The 19,218-nt window shown below is 66.2% G+C and carries 23 protein-coding genes and 1 rRNA gene; 16 read left to right on the top strand and 8 right to left on the bottom strand.

Annotation, left to right across the window (positions count from 1 at the left end; all coding sequences use genetic code 11):
• Positions 1 to 78: ribosomal RNA gene (gene rrf / locus ACFPMG_RS35410) — 5S ribosomal RNA — on the top strand; the annotation flags it as partial.
• Positions 79 to 309: 231 nt separating this feature from the next.
• The gene (locus ACFPMG_RS06765) at positions 310 to 606 is read left to right on the top strand and encodes a YkgJ family cysteine cluster protein (RefSeq protein WP_376994431.1); all 297 of its coding nucleotides are present in this window, start codon (positions 310 to 312) and stop codon (positions 604 to 606) included.
• On the opposite strand, the gene ACFPMG_RS06760 is transcribed toward ACFPMG_RS06765, so the two are convergent.
• Positions 578 to 1,378, bottom strand: a complete 801-nt coding sequence (locus ACFPMG_RS06760) for a hypothetical protein (RefSeq protein WP_376994430.1) — start codon at positions 1,376 to 1,378, stop codon at positions 578 to 580. The genes ACFPMG_RS06765 and ACFPMG_RS06760 overlap by 29 nt on opposite strands.
• Before the next feature lie 94 nt (positions 1,379 to 1,472).
• Here ACFPMG_RS06760 and ACFPMG_RS06755 point away from each other — a divergent pair, with 94 nt between their 5' ends.
• The 9 genes from ACFPMG_RS06755 to ACFPMG_RS06715 all read left to right on the top strand — a co-directional run bounded on the left by ACFPMG_RS06755 (position 1,473) and on the right by ACFPMG_RS06715 (position 9,407).
• Positions 1,473 to 2,243 carry an SDR family oxidoreductase gene (locus ACFPMG_RS06755; protein ID WP_376994429.1) on the top strand — a complete coding sequence of 257 codons (771 nt, stop codon included), beginning with the start codon at positions 1,473 to 1,475 and terminating at the stop codon, positions 2,241 to 2,243.
• 400 nt (positions 2,244 to 2,643) lie between these two features.
• The gene (gene uvrC / locus ACFPMG_RS06750; protein WP_376994428.1) at positions 2,644 to 4,599 is read left to right on the top strand and encodes an excinuclease ABC subunit UvrC; all 1,956 of its coding nucleotides are present in this window, start codon (positions 2,644 to 2,646) and stop codon (positions 4,597 to 4,599) included.
• A gap of 48 nt (positions 4,600 to 4,647) precedes the next feature.
• Positions 4,648 to 5,259 (top strand): CDP-diacylglycerol--glycerol-3-phosphate 3-phosphatidyltransferase, encoded by a 612-nt coding sequence (gene pgsA / locus ACFPMG_RS06745; RefSeq protein ID WP_114860597.1) that lies wholly within the window; start codon positions 4,648 to 4,650, stop codon positions 5,257 to 5,259.
• A 161-nt stretch (positions 5,260 to 5,420) separates the two neighbouring features.
• Positions 5,421 to 5,948: a molybdopterin-guanine dinucleotide biosynthesis protein B gene (gene mobB, locus ACFPMG_RS06740; RefSeq protein ID WP_376994427.1), complete on the top strand. Its 528-nt coding sequence runs from the start codon at positions 5,421 to 5,423 to the stop codon at positions 5,946 to 5,948.
• 30 nt (positions 5,949 to 5,978) lie between these two features.
• Positions 5,979 to 7,232 (top strand): molybdopterin molybdotransferase MoeA, encoded by a 1,254-nt coding sequence (moeA, locus tag ACFPMG_RS06735; RefSeq protein ID WP_376994426.1) that lies wholly within the window; start codon positions 5,979 to 5,981, stop codon positions 7,230 to 7,232.
• Positions 7,232 to 7,483, top strand: a complete 252-nt coding sequence (moaD, locus tag ACFPMG_RS06730) for a molybdopterin converting factor subunit 1 (RefSeq protein WP_376994425.1) — start codon at positions 7,232 to 7,234, stop codon at positions 7,481 to 7,483. Before moeA ends, moaD begins: the two co-directional genes overlap by 1 nt.
• Positions 7,484 to 7,499: 16 nt before the next feature.
• Positions 7,500 to 7,958 (top strand): molybdenum cofactor biosynthesis protein MoaE, encoded by a 459-nt coding sequence (locus tag ACFPMG_RS06725; protein ID WP_376994424.1) that lies wholly within the window; start codon positions 7,500 to 7,502, stop codon positions 7,956 to 7,958.
• Between the two features lie 89 nt (positions 7,959 to 8,047).
• On the top strand, positions 8,048 to 8,695 hold the full coding sequence (locus tag ACFPMG_RS06720) for an MORN repeat-containing protein (RefSeq protein ID WP_376994422.1): 648 nt from the start codon (positions 8,048 to 8,050) through the stop codon (positions 8,693 to 8,695).
• 76 nt (positions 8,696 to 8,771) lie between these two features.
• Entirely contained in the window at positions 8,772 to 9,407 is a 636-nt protein-coding gene (locus ACFPMG_RS06715; protein ID WP_038527879.1) for a LysE family translocator, read from the top strand.
• Between the two features lie 21 nt (positions 9,408 to 9,428).
• Here ACFPMG_RS06715 and ACFPMG_RS06710 read toward each other — a convergent pair whose 3' ends face one another.
• The gene (locus ACFPMG_RS06710; RefSeq protein ID WP_376994421.1) at positions 9,429 to 10,583 is read right to left on the bottom strand and encodes an alpha/beta fold hydrolase; all 1,155 of its coding nucleotides are present in this window, start codon (positions 10,581 to 10,583) and stop codon (positions 9,429 to 9,431) included.
• 222 nt (positions 10,584 to 10,805) lie between these two features.
• Between ACFPMG_RS06710 and ACFPMG_RS06705 the strand changes: the two genes are divergently transcribed.
• Positions 10,806 to 11,276 carry a hypothetical protein gene (locus tag ACFPMG_RS06705; RefSeq protein ID WP_109071237.1) on the top strand — a complete coding sequence of 157 codons (471 nt, stop codon included), beginning with the start codon at positions 10,806 to 10,808 and terminating at the stop codon, positions 11,274 to 11,276.
• Here ACFPMG_RS06705 and ACFPMG_RS06700 read toward each other — a convergent pair.
• A complete protein-coding gene (locus tag ACFPMG_RS06700) occupies positions 11,254 to 11,829 on the bottom strand; it encodes a GNAT family N-acetyltransferase (RefSeq protein WP_376994420.1) in 576 nt (191 codons plus the stop codon). The two genes, ACFPMG_RS06705 and ACFPMG_RS06700, sit on opposite strands and share 23 nt — an antisense overlap.
• A 292-nt stretch (positions 11,830 to 12,121) precedes the next feature.
• Here ACFPMG_RS06700 and ACFPMG_RS06695 point away from each other — a divergent pair, with 292 nt between their 5' ends.
• Complete coding sequence (locus ACFPMG_RS06695; protein WP_176025212.1) at positions 12,122 to 12,292, top strand: hypothetical protein; 171 nt, start codon at positions 12,122 to 12,124, stop codon at positions 12,290 to 12,292.
• 121 nt (positions 12,293 to 12,413) lie between these two features.
• Here ACFPMG_RS06695 and ACFPMG_RS06690 read toward each other — a convergent pair whose 3' ends face one another.
• Together ACFPMG_RS06690 and rpoH are read right to left on the bottom strand one after the other, a co-directional pair.
• On the bottom strand, positions 12,414 to 13,760 hold the full coding sequence (locus ACFPMG_RS06690) for a protoglobin domain-containing protein (RefSeq protein WP_376994419.1): 1,347 nt from the start codon (positions 13,758 to 13,760) through the stop codon (positions 12,414 to 12,416).
• Positions 13,761 to 13,992: 232 nt separating this feature from the next.
• The gene (gene rpoH / locus ACFPMG_RS06685; RefSeq protein WP_137138487.1) at positions 13,993 to 14,883 is read right to left on the bottom strand and encodes an RNA polymerase sigma factor RpoH; all 891 of its coding nucleotides are present in this window, start codon (positions 14,881 to 14,883) and stop codon (positions 13,993 to 13,995) included.
• A 502-nt stretch (positions 14,884 to 15,385) separates the two neighbouring features.
• Here rpoH and ACFPMG_RS06680 point away from each other — a divergent pair.
• Positions 15,386 to 15,910, top strand: a complete 525-nt coding sequence (locus tag ACFPMG_RS06680; RefSeq protein WP_376994418.1) for a GNAT family N-acetyltransferase — start codon at positions 15,386 to 15,388, stop codon at positions 15,908 to 15,910.
• Positions 15,911 to 16,009: 99 nt separating this feature from the next.
• Here ACFPMG_RS06680 and ACFPMG_RS06675 read toward each other — a convergent pair whose 3' ends face one another.
• Both ACFPMG_RS06675 and ACFPMG_RS06670 read right to left on the bottom strand, forming a co-directional pair.
• Positions 16,010 to 16,420 carry a Ros/MucR family transcriptional regulator gene (locus tag ACFPMG_RS06675; RefSeq protein ID WP_376994417.1) on the bottom strand — a complete coding sequence of 137 codons (411 nt, stop codon included), beginning with the start codon at positions 16,418 to 16,420 and terminating at the stop codon, positions 16,010 to 16,012.
• A 68-nt stretch (positions 16,421 to 16,488) separates the two neighbouring features.
• The gene (locus ACFPMG_RS06670; RefSeq protein ID WP_376994434.1) at positions 16,489 to 16,815 is read right to left on the bottom strand and encodes an HU family DNA-binding protein; all 327 of its coding nucleotides are present in this window, start codon (positions 16,813 to 16,815) and stop codon (positions 16,489 to 16,491) included.
• A gap of 375 nt (positions 16,816 to 17,190) precedes the next feature.
• Here ACFPMG_RS06670 and ACFPMG_RS06665 point away from each other — a divergent pair, with 375 nt between their 5' ends.
• On the top strand, positions 17,191 to 17,472 hold the full coding sequence (locus tag ACFPMG_RS06665) for a hypothetical protein (protein ID WP_376994416.1): 282 nt from the start codon (positions 17,191 to 17,193) through the stop codon (positions 17,470 to 17,472).
• A 6-nt stretch (positions 17,473 to 17,478) separates the two neighbouring features.
• On the opposite strand, the gene ACFPMG_RS06660 is transcribed toward ACFPMG_RS06665, so the two are convergent.
• Complete coding sequence (locus ACFPMG_RS06660) at positions 17,479 to 17,946, bottom strand: hypothetical protein (RefSeq protein WP_376994415.1); 468 nt, start codon at positions 17,944 to 17,946, stop codon at positions 17,479 to 17,481.
• A gap of 149 nt (positions 17,947 to 18,095) precedes the next feature.
• Between ACFPMG_RS06660 and ACFPMG_RS06655 the strand changes: the two genes are divergently transcribed.
• Positions 18,096 to 19,214: a polysaccharide pyruvyl transferase family protein gene (locus ACFPMG_RS06655; protein WP_376994413.1), complete on the top strand. Its 1,119-nt coding sequence runs from the start codon at positions 18,096 to 18,098 to the stop codon at positions 19,212 to 19,214.
• The last annotated feature ends 4 nt before the right edge of the window (positions 19,215 to 19,218 follow it).

The raw sequence follows: 19,218 nt of genomic DNA, 5'->3' as shown, positions 1-19,218 counted from the left end.
TTCCGAACTCGGCCGTGAAACGCCTCAGCGCCGATGGTACTGCGTCTTAAGACGTGGGAGAGTAGGTCGCCGCCAGGTCACCACGGCACACGCCAAACCAAAACGGACGCGGACGCAGCAGGCTTCAAGCACACTTGACAATCGGCTTCATGAACGGCAAGGCCGGCGCTTTCCCCCCGTGGGAAGCGCCGGCTTTTCGTTGTGTCTGTTGTGCCAAAGGTGCCGCTGCGGGCCCCCTCCCTGACCCTCCCCCGCCCCCGGCGGGGGAGGGGGCAATGGGGTGGGAGACGGGCGAGGAAAAACGGGGGCATGCTTATGCCGATGACTGGTGACGTACCGGATTGCGAAAGCTGTGGGGCCTGTTGCGCCTACTCCTGGGAGTGGCCCACCTTCATCGGCGATTGGGACGGTGAAGAAATCATGGAGCACTTGAAGGAAGACGGGCGCATGCGGTGCAACGGCAACCGCTGCGCCGCCCTGATGGGCACCCTCGGCGAGTCCGTGTTTTGCAGCGTCTATGAGCACCGCCCCTTGGTGTGCCGGGAATTCACCGCGGGAAGCGACGCCTGTCACACCGTCAGGTCCCAACTGGGGCTGCAAGATTGAACCACGCGCCGACCCGGTGACGCAGGCTGCGCCGACGGTCCTCCTCCGGGGCCGGGGCGATGTCCCAATCCCAGACGCGGTCGGGAGAGGGGAGATCAAGCCCCCAGAGCGAAGTCTCGCGCTCCTGAACGGCGCCACTCTCCATCCAGAGACTTTCCGTGTCGGTGAAGAGCGTGGCCTGTTCGGCGACGCGGGAAAGCCAGGAGCGATGCGTCTGCGCCAGGGTTCGGGCAAAGCGGTCCCGCTCCGCCTCTGGCGTGTTCGGTGCCTTGCGGTCGATGGCGTCCAAGGGCAGAAGCGGGAGCTGCGACAGGAGATTGCAGGACAGGGCAAAGGCGAACCGCTCCCCCGGCACGTTCGGCGGTGAGGGTAGGGGAAGCGGGGAGCCATCGGAGAGAGCGGCATCCAGCGGCGCCAGCGCACCGGTGACGTCGAGAGTGAGCAGGCGGACGTTGGGATGGCGCCGCGCCTGCAGGCGAGCGGTGTGGGTGTGAACGATGTCGACCAGCACCACCTCGCCGAATCGCTCGGCCAGCAGCGGCAGCGGAACCTCGATCAGCAAGCCGGACCCCGCCACCAGTGCCCGCCCACCCTGCGGCGCCCGCTCGGCGGCCTCCTGGACAAAGCGGCGGCAGGCATCGACGTGGGGAGCCCAGGCCTGCCGCTGGCGCCGGTGGCGCGCGCCGAGGGCCACCGCTTCCGCCAGATAGCCGTACCGGCGGGCCAAGGGCGGGCAGGGCGTCGTCAAATACTCAAAGGCTTCCCTCAGCATGACCGCATCCCGCTCACCGCGCCTTTCACTGGTCCGGTCCTCGACCCGAAGGGAACCCCTTGACCGGAACGGGTGGCAGGGTACCTATGGCGGCATGGTGGAGATCAAGAGGAAATCGGCCCTGGTCACCGGGGCGGGAAAGCGGATCGGACGCGCCATCGCGCTCGATCTCGCGGCGCGTGGCTGGCGCGTGGGCGTGCATTTCGGGCATTCCCGCAGCGAGGCTGACGCGGTGGTGACGCAGATCGTCGGTCAAGGTGGCGTCGCGGTCGCGCTTCAGGCCGATCTGGAGCGCGAATTGGATGCGCAGGCGCTGGTGCCCGAGGCGATTGAGCGGCTGGGTCCACTGTCGCTGCTGGTCAACAACGCCTCCCGATTCGAGAGGGACGAGGTGGAGGACGTGACCCGCGAGTCCTGGGATCGGCATATGGAGGCAAACCTCCGTGCTCCCTTCGTATTGAGCCAAGCCTTCGCGGCTCAAGTGCCGGGCGACACGGAGGGATTGATCGTCAATATGATCGATCAGCGGGTGTGGAACCTCACTCCGCATTTCATATCCTACACCCTGTCGAAGGCCGGCCTGTGGACCCTGACCCAGACGCTCGCCATGGCGCTTGCCCCACGCATTCGGGTCAACGCGATCGGGCCAGGGCCGACATTGAAGAATGTCCGGCAGACGGACGAGGAGTTCGCCGCGCAGCGTGACGCGACTCCGCTGAAGCGCGGCCCGTCACCGGAAGAGATCTGCGCGGCTTTGCGCTTCCTTATCGATGCACCATCGGTCACCGGGCAAATGGTCGCGCTGGATGGCGGCGAGCATTTGGGATGGGCACAGCCGTCCTTGGGGTTCGTTCCTACGGAATAGGTGGTTCGGCCAGGCGAAGCCATGCCGTTCGGCGGTCAGCGCTCCGATCGGTCTTGCGCCCCGCCAAGAGGACCGCGCGTTGTACACATCCGGCCTCATCGGAGCAAGGGGGTGTTTGCACCATCCGGAAAAATAGCGGCACAGCGCCAAAGTGCCGACTTGACTCGGGGTGAAATCAGGAAAAACAATAACTTAGGAGAAACGCCCAATTTTTGAGCATAGCTTTGGAATCCCTTGGGCCGCCTTGGTTCCGTTGGGGTAACTCTTGGGTTATCGACACACTTATCCACAGGAGTCGTGGATATCCCGATGAATGACCGCCGATGGGTGTGTCGTTCGTCTTAACCATTCAGGACGGGGGGTGGTTGACCCATTCCCAGGACCCGACGACATTCGAGACATGGCCGACACCGCAGACACCCCCACGGACCTCGTCCTCCCGGAGACGGACGGCGCCGATGCCCAAGGCGCCGCGGGCACCACCCCACGCGCACGCCGGCGCCCCGCTGATCTTGCCCGCGGGGCGGAGGTGATCCGCGAGCATTTGAAGACCCTGCCGCAAACGCCCGGCGTTTACCGCATGCTGGCGGGCGACGGGGCGGTGCTCTATGTCGGCAAGGCCAAGAACCTGAAGCGGCGGGTGTTCAACTACACCCAGGTCAACCGCCTGCCCGTGCGGCTGCAGCGCATGGTGTCGGAGACGGAGACCATGGAGTTCGTCACGACCCACACCGAGGTCGAGGCGCTGCTCCTCGAATCGAACCTGATCAAGCGGCTGATGCCGCGCTACAACGTGCTGCTGCGGGACGACAAGACCTTCCCGCACATCATGATCACGAAGGACCACGATTACCCGCAGCTGACCAAGCACCGGGGCGCGCGGTCGCGCGACGCCGATTACTTCGGCCCCTTCGCCTCGGCGGGAGCGGTCAACCGGACGATCACCGCGCTTCAACGCGCCTTCCTGCTGCGCAACTGCGCCGACACGGTGTTCGCTGCGCGCACGCGGCCTTGCCTGCAGTACCAGATCAAGCGCTGCACCGCGCCCTGCGTTGAGCGGGTCAGCCCGGCGGAGTATCAGGCGCAGGTCGATCAGGCGCGCGCCTTCCTGTCCGGCAAGAGCCGGGACATCCAGACGGAGTTCGCCGCGAAGATGACCGAGGCGGCGGAGAATCTCGACTACGAGACCGCCGCCCGCTACCGCGACCGTATCCGGGCGTTGACCGCGGTGCAGGCGCATCAGGACATCAACGTCGAAGGGGTGATCGAGGATGCCGACGTGATCGCCGCCTACGCGGAGGGCGGGATGACCTGCGTGCAGGTCTTCTTCTTCCGCGGCGGGCGCAACTACGGCAACCGCGCCTACTTCCCGAGCCACGACAAGAGCGCCGAGACCCCGGAGGTGCTGGCCGCCTTCATCGCCCAGTTCTACGAGAACAAGGCCGCTCCCGGCCTCGTCCTGGTCAGCCACGACCTGCCGGAACAGGAGCTGCTGACCGAGGCTCTGGCGCTGCGCGCCGGGCATCGGGTGGAACTGGCCGCGCCCAAGCGGGGCGACAAGCGCCGCATCGTCGAGCATGCCCTGACCAACGCCCGGGAGGCCCATGGGCGGCGGCTGGCCGAAAGCTCGTCGCAGGCGCGGCTGCTCGACGGGGTGGCGACGGTGTTCGGGCTGGACGGCCCGCCGCAGAGGATCGAGGTCTACGACAACTCCCACGTCCAGGGCGCCCACGCCATCGGCGCCATGATCGTCGCCGGGCCGGAGGGCTTCATCAAGAACGCCTACCGCAAGTTCAACATCAAGACCGAGGGCGCCGCCGGCGACGATTTCGCGATGATGCGCGAGGTCATGGCCCGCCGCTTCGGTCGGGCGATCAAGGAGGACCCGGAGCGGACGCAGGGCACCTGGCCCGATCTGGTGCTGATCGACGGCGGCGTCGGGCAGCTCAACATGGCGCTGGGCGTGCTGGCCGATCTGGGGATCGACGACGTGACGCTGGTCGGCATCGCCAAGGGACCGGACCGCGACGCCGGTCGGGAGCGCTTCTTCATGCCGGACCGCGCGCCGTTCCAGCTGGAAATGCGCGATCCCGTGCTCTATTTCCTGCAACGGCTGCGGGACGAGGCGCACCGCTTCGCCATCGGTACCCATCGGGCGAAGCGCACCAAGGCGTTGGGCAAATCGATGATCGACGAGATTCCCGGAATCGGACCCAGCCGGAAGAAGGCCCTGCTGCACCATTTCGGCAGCGCCGTCGCCGTTTCCCGCGCCGGTCTGGCGGATTTGGAGTCGGTCGAAGGGATCAGCAAGACAGTGGCGAAAAAGATATACGATCATTTCCATTCAGACGGTTAGAATGACGCCGCCCGCCGCGCGTTTCCCCCGATTCCAGAGTTGCGACCGATGCTGACCAGCCTGCCGAACCTGCTCACCCTGTCGCGAATCGCGGTGATTCCCGTCGTGGTCGGGCTGTTCTACGTCCCGGAGGCGTGGGCCGCCTACACGGCCTGCGCCCTGTTCGCCGCGGCCTGTATCACCGACTGGTTCGACGGCTATCTGGCCCGTGCCTGGGAGCAGGAAAGCGTCATCGGCAAGTTCCTCGACCCCATCGCCGACAAGCTGCTGGTCGCCGCGACGCTGATCATGCTGGTCGCCTTCGCCCGGCTGTCCGGGCTGTCGGTGCTGGCCGCCGTGGTCATCCTGCTGCGCGAGGTCCTGGTGTCCGGCCTGCGCGAGTATCTCGCCGGGCTGAACGTCGGGGTGCCGGTCACCTGGATGGCGAAATGGAAGACGACGATCCAGATGGTGGCGATCGGCTTCCTGATCGTCGGCGATTACGGCCCGGTCCATATCCCGGTCACGCTGATCGGCACGCTGGGCCTGTGGGTGGCGGCGATCCTCACCTTCGTCACCGGCTGGGATTACATGCGCGCCGGGTTGAAGCACATGATGGCCCACCAGCCGGCCAAGCCGCAAAAGGGCGCCCCGGGCAACCCGGCCCGCACGCCGGGCTGAGTCGCTTTTCCTGCGGTCGGTTTCGGCGCGGTCTGTTTTCCGGCACATGGCAGACCGGGCCGCCATTCCGGTTTGTCCGTTCGCATGCCCGTGTGTTTCTGCTATGTGACCGGGGAACGCCCGCGCAGCGATGGGCGGCAAGGCGGAGGATAGGGGCTTCCATGAAGATGTTCGGCCTGACGGGGTGGAGCGGCAGCGGCAAGACGACGCTGATCGTTCGCCTGATCCCGGCGCTGATCCGGCGCGGCCTGACCGTTTCGACCATGAAGCACGCGCACAAGGGCTTCGACATCGATCATCCCGGCAAGGACAGCCACAATCACCGCGAGGCCGGCGCCACGGAGGTGCTGGTCAGCTCGCCCCGCCGCTGGGCGCTGATGCACGAGATCCGGAACGACGAGCCGGAATTGTCCCTGGCGGAACTGCTGCCGAAGCTGTCGCCGGTCGATCTGCTGCTGATCGAGGGGTTCAAGCGTGAGCCGCACGAGAAGATCGAGGTGTGGCGCGCCTCGGTGGGTAAGCCGCTGATCGCGCGCGACGATCCGAGCATCGTCGCGATCGCCAGCGACGGGCCGGTGCCGGACGCCAAGGTGCCCGTCTTCGACCTGAGCGACGAGGAGGGCATCGCCTCCTTCATCATCGAGCGTTGCGCGCTGGACCGGTGCGGGGCAACGGGGCAGGCTGTCTGAGACGGCGGTGTGCGGGGGTGGAGTGGGGCGATGGCTCAGCTTAGCGACGATTGCTTCGCCTTCGGCGGGGAGATGATGGCGGTGGACCGGGCGCTGGAGCTTCTCTCCGGCCGCCTCCACCCCGTCACGGAGGCCCATCGGATCGGCCTTGCCGACGCGCTCGGCCATGCGCTGGCCGAGGATGTCGTCGCGCCGTTCAACGTGCCGCCCCACGACAATTCGGCGGTGGACGGCTACGCGGTTTTCTTCGACGATCTGACGCCGGACGCGGCCACGCTGCTGCCGGTCACGGCGCGCGTCGCCGCCGGCCATGCGCTGGACCGTCCGGGACGGCGCGGCGAGGCGGTGCGCATCTTCACCGGCGCTCCGATGCCAGAGGGCTTCGACACGGTGCTGATGCAGGAGGACTGCAAGGCGGGGGAGGGAACCGTCGTCATTCCCCCCGGCATCCGCCGCGGGGCCAACCGCCGCCGCGCCGGAGAGGACATGGCGCGGGGGAGCACCGTCCTGACCGCCGGCCGCCGGCTGCGGGCGGAGGACATCGGCCTGCTCGCCTCGCTGGGGCGGCGGGAGGTGACGGTGCGCACCGCCCTGCGTGTCGCCGTCTTCTCCACCGGGGACGAGGTGCGGGAGCCGGGCGTGCCGCTGGAGCCGGGCTGCATCTACGACGCCAATCGCTTCGCTTTGATCGCCGCGCTGCGCCAGCTCGGCTGCCGCGTGACCGACCTCGGCATCCTGCCCGACCGGCTCGACGCCGTTAGCGGTGCATTGGAAGAAGCGGCGGGGACGCACGACGTTCTCATCACCTCGGGTGGCATGTCCACCGGTGAGGAGGACCACGTCAAGGCGGCGGTGGAAGCGTTGGGCGGCCTGCATTTCTGGCGGCTGGCGATCAAGCCGGGGCGGCCGGTGGCCCTGGGCACAGTCAAGGGGACGGTCTTCGTCGGCTTGCCGGGCAACCCGGTGGCGGTCATGGTCACCTTCCTGCGCATCGCCCGCCCGATCCTGCTCCGGCTGATGGGGGCGGCCGACGAGGCGCCCGCCTTGTTCCCGCTGCGCGCGGGCTTTACCTACAAGAAGAAGGCGGGGCGGCGCGAGTATGTGCGGGCCACGCTCGCCCGCGCCGCCGACGGGGTTTTGACCGCGGTCAAGCACCCGCGCGACGGGGCGGGCATCCTGTCGTCGATGGTCGAGTCCGACGGGCTCGTCGAACTGCCGGAAGAGATCACCCGCGTCGAGCCGGGGATGATCGTGGATTTCCTGCCTTTCAGTGAGGTTCGGTGATGAAGATCCTCTATTTCGCCTGGCTGCGCAGCAAGATCGGCGTGGCGACCGAGACGGTGGACCTGCCGGCGGAGGTGGGGGACGTCGGCGCCCTGGTGGAGTGGCTGAAGACCCGCAGCCCGAAGCACGCCGACGCGCTCGCCAACAGCACGGTGGTCAAGGTCGCGGTGAACCAGGAGCATGTGCCCTACGACCACCCGGTCGGCCCCGGCGACGAGGTTGCCCTGTTCCCGCCGGTGACCGGCGGCTGAGGAAGGAAACTTTGCCGTGACGGTGAAGGTGCAGAGCGAAGATTTCGACGTCGGGGCGGAGCTGGCCGTGATGACCGGCGGCAAGACCGGCATCGGCGGGGTGACCCTGTTCGTCGGGCTGGTGCGCGACATGGCCGGCGGCGAGTCCGTCAGCGCCATGACGCTGGAGCATTATCCCGGCATGACCGAGCGGCAGTTGGAGGCGATCGAGGCGGAGGCGCGGGCGCGTTGGCCGCTGGACGACGCGCTGATCATCCACCGCTATGGGCGGCTGGAACCGGGCGACCGGATCGTGTTGGTCGCCACCGCCAGCGCCCACCGCGAGGCGGCCTTCGAAAGCTGCCATTTCCTGATCGACTGGCTGAAGACCAAGGCGCCTTTCTGGAAGATGGAGGCCACCCCGGAAGGCGAGCGCTGGGTGGAAGCCAAAGCGTCCGACGACACGGCGGCGGCCCGCTGGGCGAAACCGGCGTGAGGTGAGAGGCAGGGCACAGACGGCGCCCTCCTCATGGTGATTGGATCCGCTTCCGCGCAAGGCTGTGCGCGCATGCGGAGTATCCGATCATGCGAACCCGGTTCCTGCTCATCGGACTGGTCCTGTTGCTGGGCGCCCTTCTGTCGTGCCCCGTTCAAGGAAAGGGCCGGCAGTCGGCGGAGCGGGTTCTGACCGACCCGGTCAGCGGCTGCCGCGTCCGCGACCCTGACCTGAGCCGGGGGAGGTCCGTCCGCTGGAACGGTTCCTGCCGCAACGGCTTCGCTCATGGTTTTGGTGTTCTTGAAATGTTCAATGGTATGGAGCCGGCTGACTGGATCGAGGCAGTCTTCGTCGATGGTCGAGCCGAAGGACCGGGACGCCGCGGGCGCGAGGACGGGACGATCTTCCAGGGGCGCTTCCGAAACGGCCTCGCCACCGGCATGGGGACCCTGACCCTGCCGGACGGTCACCGCTATGAAGGGGTCTTCGCTTTCGGGCGCCCGACCGGGCAGGGGGAGTTCATCGCCTCGATGGGGTTGCGCTACCGCGCGCGGGTCGATCGGGACGGGCGGGTATGGCCCGGTGCGCTTCTGGGTACGAAACCACCCGAGCCCATCCAGTCCGCTGAACGGCCGGAACCGAAAAGCCGGGCGGCGCCGGGCAGCCTGGAAGAGTGGCTGCGCACGCCGCCGTGGGATTACCGCAATCCGCTTCCGAGCGAATCGAACCGGCGTTGACCAGCTTTGCACAGGCGGCGTTTGCCAGACGCGCCGCGCCGTGGTGACATTCCGGACCTCTCTCCGGATGACGGCGATGAACTGGCAGACCCTCGGATTCTTCTTCGCGACGGCCTTCGTGCTGTCGATGACTCCCGGCCCCAACATGCTGCTGGCGATGAGCCTCGGCCTGCGCTACGGCGTCCGTCGGGCGGCTTGGGGCGGGCTCGGCATGTGCGTGGCGCTGACGACGATGGCCACCCTGTCGGTGCTCGGACTCGGCGCCCTGCTGGCGGCGTCGGAGCCAGCCTTCCAGGCGGTGAAGTGGGCGGGCGTGGCCTATCTGACCTGGCTCGGCATCGCCGCGTGGCGGGCGCCGGTGCCGGACGGCTCGCCGCGCGTCGGCGCCGCCGCGGCGGCGGAGGAAGCCCCGGCCCATCGCCTGTTCCTGCGGGGGCTGCTCGTCGCCTTCAGCAACCCGAAGGCGTTGGTCTTCATGGCCGCGCTGTTTCCGCAATTCATCGATCCGGCGGCCCCGCTGATGCCGCAGCTTGTGGCGTTGGTGGCGATCATGGTGGTGATCGAGTTTGGCTGGATCATGGCCTACGCCACCGGCGGCAACAGCATCGGCGCCCGCCTGACCAGCGGGTCCGCGGCCCGCACCCTCAACCGCCTGACCGGCGGCCTGATGATCGGCGCCGGTGGGCTGCTGGCGCTTGCCCGCCGTCTGTGATCGCCCGCCGCCTGTGATTGCTCAGTCCATCCGGCGGAGGGTCGTTTCCAGACGGCCTTTGCCGGAGCGGTCCAGCCAGGTGGCGGACAGGCGCCCGTCCGTCCGGACGCTGTAGCGCAGCACGTTGCGCCCCTTCTCGTCGAACACCAGCTCGTCGTTCTCGATGCGGCCCTTGCGCTGGGCGCGCTCCATCGGCTGGTCGGCCTCCATGCCCGGCCCCAGCACATAATCGGCGTAGACGGCGTCGCCGTCGACCCGGTCCACCGCCAGTGCGATCTCCCGGCCGTTGATGTAGGCGCCGTACCAGACGCCGAGGAAGGAACGGGCGCCGGTGCCCGCCGGAGAGGAGGTGCCGCTGCCGGTGCGCGGCTCCGGCGCCGCCGCCCTCATCAGCTCCGCGCTCGGCGTGCGGCCCCAGGATTCGTCGCAGGACGGGTCGCCCCGGCGCGGCGGCGCCTCGGCGAAGCGCAGGATGCAGGCCCCGAAGCGCCGGACGAACATGCCGGTCGTTGCGGCGCCGTGGCCGGTCAGCAGAGCCGGCTGATCGACCACGATGTGGTCCAGCCCGCGCGAGGACAGGATGCCGCGCGCCGACTCCCCGCGCCCGCCGGGGTCGAAATCATCGCCGTGGAAGAAGAACAGCATCACCCGCGCGCTGTGGATGCCGCGCAGGATCGGCCAGAGCTGAGCGGCGTTGTCGCGGAAGCTGTCGTAGGATTCGGAAAAATTGCCGAAGGCGGCGGGGGCGGTGCCGACGACGGCGTCCACCCGATCGCTCTGCCCGGCGGCCATCAGCGAGAGGAAGGCGCCGAAGGACTGACCGGTCAGCACGACCTTGCGGTAGCCGCGGTCCTTCAACTGGTCGGCGTAGCCCGCGAGCGCGCGGGAGCTGTTCGGCAGCGTGTCGCTGACCCGCATGCGGTCCAGACGGAACACGTCCCACCCGGCGTCCCGCATGGTCTTCATATAGAGCGGGGTGGGGGCGTTCGAGTCCTCCACCTCCACGGACCGGCCGTGGCTCCACACCACCGCGCCGCGGGCCATCGTCGGGCCGAGCAGGGTGCCGTCGCCATAGGCCGGGTTCAGGTGAATCTGGGCCGCCGCCGTCTGCGCCGTACCAAGCATTGCCAACGCCACCACCAATCCGAGCAGCGCCTGTCCGACTGTCCGCCTCATCCTTCCACGCTCCTGTCTGCGGGCGTGGAAAGGGTCTCGGAATATGGTTAACCCGACCTTTCCATCGGACCGGGCCGGCGTTTGTCACGGAGCGTTGTCACAGCCCCCATCGGTGCGGGCGCCCTGCGTCAGAAGGTCCATCGATTGCAAATGCGAATGACTCGCAAATCAGGTGCGGATCGTCTAAGGTCGGATCCGTCACTTCAGTCGGGAGGGGTCAACATGTGCGATTCGGTGGGCGAGGGACGGCTGTCGCCTTGGACGGTGTCCGATCTGACGACGGCGGAGCGCGCGCTTCTGACCGGTTTCCGGCAGTGGTTCCGTCACGGCACCGCCGGTGCGATGGCCGCCATGCGGGCCAGCTTCGGCGTGGCCGGCGTGCCCTCATCGGCTCTGTTGCCGCTGTTCGCGCTGCTGGGCACCTTCGCCGTGACCAACGCCGGTCGCCCGGCCTTCCGCTGCCCGTCCTGTTCGCGGGTCGGGATGGACGAGATGGCGGTGCTGGACGCGCTGGCGGCCATGCAGGCCGGGGAAGGCGACGTGACGACCCAGGTGTTCGACCGCTGGCTTCCCCTGGTCGCCCTGACCATGGCCACGGATTCGGCGCGGGAACTGGCGGACATCCTGGACGGCGCGCGCATCCGTCTTCCGCGGCGCCGTCCGGCCCGGCTCATAGCGCTGGCGGCGGAATGACCGGCGCGAAGCCGGCTCCGGTCTGCCAAGCCGCCTGCCGGAACAGCGGCTTGCGCATGATCCATTGATCGATGGGTACCTGGATCAGTTCGCCGGCCGGGGTGCGGTAGGAATAGCGCCCCCGTTCGTTGCCGCGCAGCTCGTAGCCCAGCCGCTCGTAGAAGGGGAGGACGCCGGCGTTGTCCCGGTCCACGCCCAGTTCCGCTTCCGAATAGCCGTGGTCGAGCGCGGTGCCCTCGGCGGCGGCCATCAGCCGTGTGGCGATGCCCCGGTTGCGGAAGGGCTGGAACACCCGCAACGCCCACAGCGTCGCACGGCGCAGATGCCGCTTGCGCTGAAAGTCGATGCAGATCTGGCCGGCAGGAAAGCCGTTGACCTCCGCCACCAGAAGGGTGCCACATCCGCGTTCCTGGGCGCGAAAGGCCGTGGCCAGGATTTCCCGGTGTGGTGTGTGCAGCCCGAACCATTCGAGATCCGGCAGGTCGTTCCGGCAGGCCGGGCGAATCGTGACGGGCAGGCTGATCACATCCTGCGACGCGGTGGCGGCGTCCATTCCTCCTCCGGGCTTCAAACCATTTGAGGGGATGAACGGACCGGCGCAGCGCAGCGTTCCCCGCGCCCGATGAAAGTCTTACCGGCCAAAGCCGGCCCACGAACCGTGAAACAAGGAAAAGACTTAAAAAATGCGCGCAAGTGGGCGCTGCGTCACCGCATTCGACAACCTTCAGGATATGACGATAAGCCTTGTTGACGAATTGCGACGCCTCTTGGTAAGCCTCTATACGAAATAGGGCGCAGAGATGCCTGTACGGTGACGGCGCCCGGAGACAGGGGAGGGGCGTGCGATGATCAAGATTGTCAATCTGGGGCGTACCGGCCTTTTCGTGGCGATGCAGAACGGTGCTCTGACCACTATCGGCGGCCGCAGTCACTGGCGGTCGCTCGACGATATCCGTTCGGCCGCCAATGCGGCGAAGATCAAGATCAGCGACACGGTTCTGCGCACCGTTCTCTGACCGCAGCACCCGCGTCTTCCGTCCATGACAGCAGGCCGATCAATCTTTCAGACGGGCTTTCAGACAGGCTTTCAGACCGGCGGCACCGGAGCGGTCCGCCGGTCACCGCCCTTTCCTGCAATCAGCCGGCCCGCACCCGCGCCAGGAAGCGGTCGACCTCCGCTCGCAGATTGTCCGAATGGACGGACAGCTCGTTTGTCGCGGACAGGACACTGCGCGCTTCCAACCCCGTGTCCGACGCCGAGGCGTTGACACGCACGATGGTTTCGCTGACCTCGCGGGTGCCGATCGACGCCTGCTGAACGTTGCGGGCGATCTCGGTGGTGGCGGCGCCCTGCTCCTCCATGGCCGAGGCGATGGAGGTCGAAATATCGTTGATCCGCGCGATGGTTCCCGAAATCGAGCGGATGGCGAGGACGGCGTCCTGCGTCGCCCCCTGGACAGCGCCGATCTGGGAGTTGATCTCCTCCGTCGCCTTGGCGGTCTGGTTGGCGAGGCTCTTCACTTCCGACGCCACGACGGCGAAGCCTTTGCCGGCCTCCCCGGCGCGGGCGGCCTCAATGGTCGCGTTCAACGCCAGCAGGTTGGTCTGGCTGGCGATGTCGTGGATCAGCTTCACCACCTGACCGATGCGGCTGGCGGCGTCGGCCAAACCCTGCACAGTGGTGTTGGTGCGCTCCGCCTGCGACATGGCCTCCCCGGCAATGGCCGCCGACTGGGTCACCTGATGGCTGATCTCACTGATGGAGGCCGTCAGTTCCTCCGCCGCCGCGGCGACCGTCTGGATGTTGACGGAGGCTTCCTCGGCCGCCGCAGCGACCTGGGTCGACTGTGCGCTGGTCTCCTCGGCGGTGTGGCTCATGTTCAAGGCGGTGCCCTGGAGCTGCTGCGCGGCGGAGGCCACCGCCTGCACCACGCTCTTCACCTCGCGTTCGAACGAGTCGGCGGTGGTTCCCAACTCACGCGAGATGATCGCGGCGGTGTTCAGGTCGACATAGACCGAGGTTGCCAGATCCATGTCGAGGAAGACCGCCTTGTTGATCGCCTGCATGAGCTGGGCGAGCTTCTCCGGCTTCTTGCGGTAGACTTGATAGGCGAGGTCGATCAGCTTGTTGAGGGTGAAGCAATAGGCGCCCGTGTACCAGCGCGGCTCCAGACCGATGCGCTGGTGGGCCTGCCCGATCTTCAGTACCTGCACCATGTAGGCGTCGTCGAAGGTGCCGGTGAAGACGTTCTTCAGCCAATGCTGCTTCTGCATGTCGCGCGCCCGGCTGACCACCGTTGGATCGGCGAGCAGCGTCGCGACCTGCGGGACCGAGCGCAGATAGCCGTAGAAATCCTCAAGAACCTGGTCGATGCGCTGGGCGAGGTAGGGTTGGAATTCCCGAAGGACAGCCTTCGTGGGTTCGTCGATTCGCAAGAAAGAGATACGGTCGAGAATGGACTGCGTCTGGGCAGAATGCGACATGGATCGACGTCTCCACGAAAACAGGATCGCTTCAGATTAGCGTAATTTGTTTTTAATGCAAAGTAACTAACCTGCGTGCGGCACTATGGAGGGTTACGATGGGGGTGAAAACCGGCAGCGTTGTCGCAGGCCCAACAATTCACCGGGCTTTAACCAAATAGAAAACCGGCGGAGCCGTTTGGCATCCGCCGGTATGTTGTGAGGCAATCTGGACGTCGACTGTTCGTCTACATCAGGCGGCCATATGGGCCGGCGCGCGGCGCAGCGCCTGGGCGGCGCTCAGGACGGCCTTCTGCAGCTTCTCGAAAGCCCGCACCTCGATCTGGCGCACCCGCTCGCGGGACACGCAGAACTGCTGGCTCAACGACTCCAGAGTGGACGGGTCGTCCTTCAGGCGGCGCTCGAACAGGATGCGGCGTTCACGGTCGTCCAGCCGCTCCAGGGCCTGTCCGACCAGCCGGCGGCGCAGCGCCAGTTCGTCGGCGTCGGCGATCACGCTTTCCTGCGTCGGACGGTCGTCAGCCAGGAGTTCCAGCCAATTGGTTTCACCGTCGCTGGACAGTGCGGCATCGAGCGAGCTGTCGTTGGATGAAAGCCGGCGGTTCATCTCCACCACCTCTTGCTCCGGCACGTCCAGCTCGGTCGCGATGGCGGTGACGGTCGAGGGGGAAAGGTCGCCCTGCTCCAGCTCCTGCATCTGGCTCTTCAGACGGCGAAGATTGAAGAACAGCTTTTTCTGCGCTGCGGTCGTGCCCATCTTCACCAGCGACCAGCTGTGCAGGATGTATTCCTGGATGGAGGCGCGGATCCACCAGGTGGCGTAGGTTGCGAACCGGAAGCCGCGTTCCGGATCGAACTTCTGCGCGGCCTGCATCAGACCGACATTGCCCTCGGCGACGAGGTCGGGCAACGGCAGACCGTAGCCGCCGAAGCCGCGGGCAATCTTGATGACCAGCCGCAGGTGGCTGCCCACCAGACGTTCCAGCGCATGGCCGTTCCCGCGGTCGCGCCAAGCGACGGCCAACTCGCGCTCTTCGTCGGGGGCCAGGATGGGGAACCGCTTCGACTCCTCGACATAACGGGTCAGGCTGGCGTTTTCACCAGTCAGGAGTTTCTTGAGCACACCGGCCTCCTCTCTCCAACGCTCCACCGTCTCTTGCCGCGGAACCCTTTCGATGGCCGTTCGCAGACACCCATCGTTTCGGCATTTTTTTTGTGGGGGATTTGCCGAAATTATCCGGGAACACGTCAATCAGACATTGATACTGTGCCGCCACCTCCAAGTTGGATCAAGCCTCGAAACGGCGGTGCAGCAATATTTTTTGGCCTATGTCCGGACTATTCGGTCCTTATGAATGCCGAAAAGATCGGAAGAACTTTTGGAAGATTGGCGAAAAGATGTCGAATTTCGTTTGGAGGTAAGGCCGATGCGGTTTTCTCCGCTTGGTCATCACTCGACCACATGGATGTGTCTTTTGCATGATCCATGGCCATACAGGCTAAGGGTGCTGGCTTCCTGGCATAGGACCTTCCTCAGGGGGGCGTGATGCCGGGGAGGCAATGGCTGTGTTCTCCAGGGTTGCGGACGTGCTATTTCACAGCTTCGAACAAGGCGAGAGGCTCCCATGCACATCCGCGACAGCCGGCCGGACGATTTGCCGCGCATCCAGGCGATCTACACCCACCATGTCCTGACCGGCACCGCCAGCTTCGAGGAGGTGTCTCCAAGCCTGGAGGAGCTTTCCCGGCGGCGCGACGATGTTCTGCTCCGAGGCATGCCCTATGTCGTTGCGGAGATCGATGGGCGGGTCATAGGATACGCCTATGCCGGTCCCTACCGGCTGCGCACCGCCTACCGTTACAGCGTTGAGGATTCGATCTATCTCGACCCGGATCATATGGGTCGCGGCGCCGGCCGGGCGTTGCTCGCGACGGTGGTCGACCGCTGCACGGCGGCGGGTTGCCGCCAGATGCTTGCGGTGATCGGCGATAGCGACAACGCGGCGTCCATCGGCTTGCACCGAAGCCTGGGTTTCGAATCGGCGGGCCTGCTGAAGTCGGTCGGGTTCAAATTCGGGCGCTGGGTGGACAGCGTTCTGATGCAGCGTCCACTCGGTCACGGGGACACGGCGCTGCCTGACGATCGTTGACGGAGCCGTTTGCGACCATCGATCGGCGAATGCCGAAAGAAAAAAGGCGCATCCTGAGGATGCGCCTGCCGTTGGGCTTCACGGCGAAGGGCAGGGGGATCAGTCCTGCGCAACCCGCTTGCGGCCCAACCCGAGCTTCGTGGCCATTTCCGACCGGGCCTTGGCGTAGTTCGGAGCGACCATCGGATATTCCGCCGGCAGATTCCATTTTGCGCGGTAATCGTCCGGGGACATGTCATAGACGGTCTTCAGATGCCGCTTCAGCATCTTCAGCTTCTTTCCGTCCTCCAGACAGATGATGTATTCCGGGGTCACCGATTTCTTGATCGGCACCGCGGGAACCAGTTCGGCCTTGGCCGGCGCGGCCTTCTCCTCGCCCAGGCCGTTGAAGGCTGCCTGCACGTTGAGAATCAGCGCCGGCAGATCGGCGACCGGCACCGTGTTGTTGCCGACATAGGCCGAGACGACCTTGGCGGTCAGGGCCTGCAGTTCCGATGCTTCGATGGTCATGGCCGCGTTCAGCTCCGTTCCCCTGTGAGTGGGCCGTTTTAGAACAGCCTTGGATTGAGCGATGTCGATCAGACGTTCACCAAGTCGCGCAATTGCTTGGCCGGCTTGAACCGCGGCGCTTTGGACGCTGCGATCCGCACCGCCTCGCCGGTGCGCGGGTTGCGACCCTCGCGGGCGGCGCGCTCGGCCACCTCGAAAATGCCGAACCCGGCAAGGCGCACCTCTTCGCCGCGGGCAAGCGCCGAGGAAATGCCTTCGAACACCGACTGGACGACCTTCGCCGCATCGGATTTGCGGATGCCGGCGTTGGTCGCGATGGTATCGATGAGTTCGGCTTGGTTCATGCGAAACTCCTGGTGCCTTCGCGCGTGTGGATTTTCCCGTGTTCTTGGCAGATCGAATCCATCAGCACAAGAGAGATGGACGGGAAAGCAACCCTAAGTGTATCAACAGTTATGAATTCTTGCCTTCACTGTGGCCTGGATGCATCAAAAAGACCGACCTGCACGGCACAACGGTGCTGCATGACCGCCAAAGGAAGGAAGTTCTGCGCAGAAAGTTGATCGACTCGCGGGATGCGGTTCTTGAACGGCCAATCGGCAACACCATTTGCGTGGCGTTCGGGTCCGGGCCCCTCCGACGGCTGAGGCGTCAGCCGTGATGTCGGATACCGCTTGAATTCACTGCGGACGCAGCGCATTCAAGTGGGTCTTGTTATGGATTCCCTTATCGCCCCTGTCTTTCTCGATTTCATGGGAAAGCCGGCGTGAGTGTGGCTGACCTTCGTCGGTCTCGTTCTGGCCCTTCTGGCCTTCGCCCTCGGCATCCTCACTCGCCGTGACCGCGAGAGCGGCGTGAAGGAAAGCCTCCGCCTCTCCGCCTTCTACATCACGATCGCCCTGCTGTTCGGCGGCACGATCTTCCACACTCATGTCTTCGGCAAGCCGGACCGGCTGATCTCGCTGGGCGTGACGCTGACTCTGATCGCAGGCGGCGTGATCGTCTCGCTCGTCAAGACGGGCAGCGAGGGGAAGCGGCTGCCGGCGGAATGACCACGGTCAGCCCGTGAAGCCCAGGCGCTTCAGGGCGGCGATGCTTTCCTTCGCGCTGGTGTGGAGGATGAAGTCGCCGCCCGCCTGCGTCCAGGGATCGCGGGCCTTTTCGCGGTCGTCCACCAGAACCGTCCCCGGCCCGCCGTAACGATGCTTGTCGCGGGCCATGCAGGTGATGACCCGCACATGGGGTCCCAGCATGTGGGCAACCCAGCGCCGCTTCTGCTCCGGCGCCCAGGAGCCCAGCGGCAGGCCGGTCAGGATGGTCGGGTCGTGGGGTTCGCAGAAGCTCCAAAGATTCTGCGCGTCGTGCATGAACTCCAGCGTTCCGAAGAAGTCGGGGTGGCGGGACAATTCCCGCCACATGACCTTCATCGGAATCTCCTCCGGGCGTTTGCCGGTGACCGCCTTCACACCACGGTCGAAATCGGCCAGAACGCCGTCGAGGTCAAGAAACAGCTTGGGTCTTTGCATTGTCTGCCTTGTTGCGCCCTTCCGAAACCCTCCCTTCCAGCGCCGGATGAAGGGGACGGAAGAATACCGGTCGCGCGGAACCTTCGCCAGCCGGTCGGGTTGCACCCGAAGGCATAGGCGCACGGGTCTGGCGCGGCAGGGGGTATCGGATGACGGTCATAGGCATTTCAGGATCTTACGGCGGCCTGAATTTGGGCGACGAGGCGATCCTTACCTCGGCCATCGAGCAGTTGCGCGCCGCGGTGTCGGGGGTGGAGGTGGTCGTCTTCTCGCGCAACGCCGCCCACACCCGCGAGAACCACGCGGTGGACCGTGTTCTGAATCCGCGGGAAGCCATGAAGGACGAGATCACGCCGGAGGTCGAGCGGCTCGACCTGCTCCTCCTGGGCGGCGGCGGCATCCTCTATGACAGCGAGGCGCAGACCTACCTGCGCGAGGTCACCATTGCGCAGAAGCTGGGGGTGCCGACCTACACCTTCGCCATCGGCGTCGGTCCGCTGAAGGACCGGGTGGAGCGCGACGCGGTGCGCGAGGGGCTGGATCGCATGACCGGTATCACCGTCCGCGAACCGAGCGCCAAGCGGCTGATCGAGGAGATCGGCGTGCAGATCCCGGTGACGGTCACCGCCGATCCGGCGCTGCTGCTGAAGCCGGAGCCCTTTACCGAGGAGATGCTGGCCGAGGCTGGCATCCCGCGCGGCCGCCCGCTGGTCGGCCTTTCGGTGCGCGAGCAGGGCGCCGCGGCGCCCGAACTCACCGATGCGGCCTATCACCAGCTTCTGGCCGAGGCTGCGGACTACATCGTGCAGCGCTTCGGCGCCGATGTGGTGTTCGTGCCGATGGAGCGCGCCGACGTGCGGGAGGCGCACCGCGTCATGGGCCGCATGGCGGTGTCGGAGCGCGCCCATCTGCTGCAATACCGCTACACGCCGCGCCAGATCATCGGGCTGATGGATCATTTCGAGATGGCCGTGGGGATGCGGCTGCATTTCCTGATCTTCGCGGCGATCACCGGCACGCCGCTGATCGCGCTGCCCTACGCCTCCAAGGTATCGGATTTCCTGTCCTCTGTGGGGCTGGAGCCGCGGGCGACCGTGTCCCACACCACCGCCGGAACCTTCCTCGCCGACCTCGATCGCCTGTGGGATCACCGCGCGGAGCAGAAGGGACTGCTGCGCGACCGGATTCCCGTGCTGATGGAGCGTGCCCGCGAAACGGCGCCGCTGGCCCTGCGGACGGTGGCCCCGCGCGTCGAAGCGGCGGAATGACGAA

This window comes from Azospirillum himalayense (genome assembly GCF_042657465.1).
Lineage (GTDB): Bacteria > Pseudomonadota > Alphaproteobacteria > Azospirillales > Azospirillaceae > Azospirillum > Azospirillum himalayense.
The sequence above is the reverse complement of the archived record's forward strand: the minus strand, read 5'-3'. Positions and strand labels throughout refer to the sequence as shown.

Excerpts from the sequence above, each read along its gene's own strand:
- pgsA (WP_114860597.1), top strand. The coding sequence starts at position 4,648 with ATGCTGACCAGCCTGCCGAACCTGCTCACCCTGTCGCGAATCGCGGTG.
- moeA (WP_376994426.1), top strand. The coding sequence starts at position 5,979 with ATGGCTCAGCTTAGCGACGATTGCTTCGCCTTCGGCGGGGAGATGATG.
- ACFPMG_RS06710 (WP_376994421.1), bottom strand. The coding sequence starts at position 10,583 with ATGAGGCGGACAGTCGGACAGGCGCTGCTCGGATTGGTGGTGGCGTTG.
- ACFPMG_RS06660 (WP_376994415.1), bottom strand. The coding sequence starts at position 17,946 with ATGCAAAGACCCAAGCTGTTTCTTGACCTCGACGGCGTTCTGGCCGAT.
- ACFPMG_RS06715 (WP_038527879.1), top strand. The coding sequence starts at position 8,772 with ATGAACTGGCAGACCCTCGGATTCTTCTTCGCGACGGCCTTCGTGCTG.
- ACFPMG_RS06655 (WP_376994413.1), top strand. The coding sequence starts at position 18,096 with ATGACGGTCATAGGCATTTCAGGATCTTACGGCGGCCTGAATTTGGGC.
- moaD (WP_376994425.1), top strand. The coding sequence starts at position 7,232 with ATGAAGATCCTCTATTTCGCCTGGCTGCGCAGCAAGATCGGCGTGGCG.
- uvrC (WP_376994428.1), top strand. The coding sequence starts at position 2,644 with ATGGCCGACACCGCAGACACCCCCACGGACCTCGTCCTCCCGGAGACG.
- ACFPMG_RS06705 (WP_109071237.1), top strand. The coding sequence starts at position 10,806 with ATGTGCGATTCGGTGGGCGAGGGACGGCTGTCGCCTTGGACGGTGTCC.
- ACFPMG_RS06700 (WP_376994420.1), bottom strand. The coding sequence starts at position 11,829 with ATGGACGCCGCCACCGCGTCGCAGGATGTGATCAGCCTGCCCGTCACG.
- ACFPMG_RS06755 (WP_376994429.1), top strand. The coding sequence starts at position 1,473 with ATGGTGGAGATCAAGAGGAAATCGGCCCTGGTCACCGGGGCGGGAAAG.
- ACFPMG_RS06720 (WP_376994422.1), top strand. The coding sequence starts at position 8,048 with ATGCGAACCCGGTTCCTGCTCATCGGACTGGTCCTGTTGCTGGGCGCC.
- ACFPMG_RS06680 (WP_376994418.1), top strand. The coding sequence starts at position 15,386 with ATGCACATCCGCGACAGCCGGCCGGACGATTTGCCGCGCATCCAGGCG.
- mobB (WP_376994427.1), top strand. The coding sequence starts at position 5,421 with ATGAAGATGTTCGGCCTGACGGGGTGGAGCGGCAGCGGCAAGACGACG.
- ACFPMG_RS06675 (WP_376994417.1), bottom strand. The coding sequence starts at position 16,420 with ATGACCATCGAAGCATCGGAACTGCAGGCCCTGACCGCCAAGGTCGTC.
- ACFPMG_RS06690 (WP_376994419.1), bottom strand. The coding sequence starts at position 13,760 with ATGTCGCATTCTGCCCAGACGCAGTCCATTCTCGACCGTATCTCTTTC.
- ACFPMG_RS06695 (WP_176025212.1), top strand. The coding sequence starts at position 12,122 with ATGATCAAGATTGTCAATCTGGGGCGTACCGGCCTTTTCGTGGCGATG.
- ACFPMG_RS06765 (WP_376994431.1), top strand. The coding sequence starts at position 310 with ATGCTTATGCCGATGACTGGTGACGTACCGGATTGCGAAAGCTGTGGG.
- ACFPMG_RS06760 (WP_376994430.1), bottom strand. The coding sequence starts at position 1,378 with ATGCTGAGGGAAGCCTTTGAGTATTTGACGACGCCCTGCCCGCCCTTG.